The 2,126-nt window shown below is 54.2% G+C and carries 1 protein-coding gene; it reads left to right on the forward strand.

Annotated elements, in window-relative coordinates; all coding sequences use genetic code 11:
• Positions 1–715 precede the first annotated feature (715 nt).
• Positions 716–1,972, forward strand: a complete 1,257-nt coding sequence (gene ltrA / locus PACILC2_RS24280; RefSeq protein ID WP_213531447.1) for a group II intron reverse transcriptase/maturase — start codon at positions 716–718, stop codon at positions 1,970–1,972.
• Positions 1,973–2,126: the final 154 nt, after the last annotated feature.

Genomic DNA, 2,126 nt, shown 5'->3' on the forward strand with positions numbered 1-2,126 from the left:
CATAGTGCGTGCGTGGCAGCACGATCATCAGGCGGGTTCAAGTCCCGCTGAGCCTCGGACTAGGGGGCTCATATCCAAACCCGGGGGTAACGCCTCGGGGGCCGGCAAATTAGCTTTGCCGGAAGGCAGGGCGTCTGCCGCGAGGCAGAGTCTGAAGGGCTTGAGGAGAAGTACCAGGCCGTAGTGAAACGGGGCTACCCGAATTGCGAACCGGTCGGCCAAAGATGGGGCAAGGTCGAGTCTGCACTATGGAGACGAAGGCGTTCTAGTCCACCCATCGCACCAAGGTGTGTGCGGGCGGCATGGTACGGAAGATGACGATGTGACCCACGGAGATCTCGTCATGTCTGAAACAAATGCACTTTCAGGACGAGTGGGTAAATAAAGTCGAAGCGGTCGTGCCGCGCCCGCCGCTTCCAAAGAACGCGCGGCAGTTTCAGTAACGGATGCTATAAGGAAACCCCGAAGTGCATACCGGAAGCATGGCGAGAAGTCGGAGAGCTGCGTATTACTTTGGAACGGACGAACAACAGAAACGTCCGGATCAGCCGCTCTGGTGCGGTTGGCTTCTGCTCGCTCAAAAGGAGAGTCAGAAGGGGAAGGCGGCTCGCTTTATGGAGACCGGAACTGGAGTGCGTTTCGCAAGTAGGCGGCAAGAGACGGACAGTTCCCTTTGTGAAAGACCCATAACTTGCAGGCGGAGGATACGAAACGCATGAAAGCAGAAGGCACAGAACGGAAGGTTCATTCATTAATCGACAAAGTGTATCACCGAACAAACTTGGAGATGGCATGGGAGTCGGTGAGAGCAAACGGAGGCAGTGGGGGCATCGACAAGGTCGCCATCCCGGCATTTGAAGCAGTAGCCGAGATGGAGTTGGAACGCCTGCACGAAGAACTGAAACAGGGGACGTACCGACCGATGCCGGTCAGACGGATTCTCATCCCCAAGAAAGGGAAACCGGGTGAAAAGCGACCGCTGGGCATTCCGGCGATACGGGACAGGGTATGTCAACAGGCTTTGAAAAACAGGCTGGAGCCTATCTTCGAACCTCTGTTCAGCGAGTGCAGCTTCGGATACCGACCGGGTAGATCGACACATCAAGCGATGCGGAAGATTTATAGCGAACTCATGGATGGATGCGAATGGATCGTGGACGCGGACTTGCGGGATTTCTTCGGGACGGTCCATCACGAACCGCTCATCGATATGATTGCGGAGCAAGTCAGCGACGGCAGAATCCTCAAACTAATCAGGCAAATGCTCGAAGCCGGGTATATGGAAAGCGGAAAGAAATACGCTACGCCAAGCGGAACACCGCAAGGAAGCGTGGTCAGTCCGCTGTTTAGCAATATTTATCTGAACCGGTTCGACCACGAAATGACGAACAGAGGGTATCGGCTGACGCGATTTGCCGATGATTGGGTTGTTCTCTGTAAGACCCAAGCGGAGGCAGCACGAGCACTACGGGACGCAAGAATGATTCTGGAATCGCTCGGACTGACGCTTCACCCGGATAAAACCAAGATCACCCACATCAAATGGGGATTTGAGTTTCTAGGCTACAAGCTCAAACGGGGAAAAGGTCTGTCACTGCCGCGGGATAGGGTGAAGAAACAACCGAAATTCAACATCTATGCCTACCCCAAAACGAGGTCCATTCAATCGTTCATGGACACCATTCGGGCCCGAACGCGCAGACGCATTCCGCTAACGGTCTATGAGCTCATTGACTCCATCAATCCTGTCATACGAGGATGGGGCAACTATTTTCGCAAAGCGCACGTAAGAAAACTGTTTAACCGACTCCAACGCTGGATCATAAGGCGAATATGGAGCCATCGGTTTAAACGGTGGCGAAACACAGGGTGGAAGAAGTTACCTGAATCCATCCTCTACTCCAAGTACAGACTGGTGAACCTTTTGTCGTTAATCCCGGATTTGAACCTACGAACTGCACCCAGAGGGTGACATGAAGGAAAGCGGATTGCGGGAAAACTGCACGATCCGTTTGACTGAGCGGACGGAGGAAGGTGCAAACCGACCTCCTTCGACTCTACACGCGAGTACGGGACGCCGGAAAGCGGAAGGGCCGAACCGAAGGAGAGAGGAAACCGATGCGTTC

It is taken from the genome of Paenibacillus cisolokensis (assembly GCF_018403665.1).
GTDB lineage: Bacteria > Bacillota > Bacilli > Paenibacillales > Paenibacillaceae > Paenibacillus_AH > Paenibacillus_AH cisolokensis.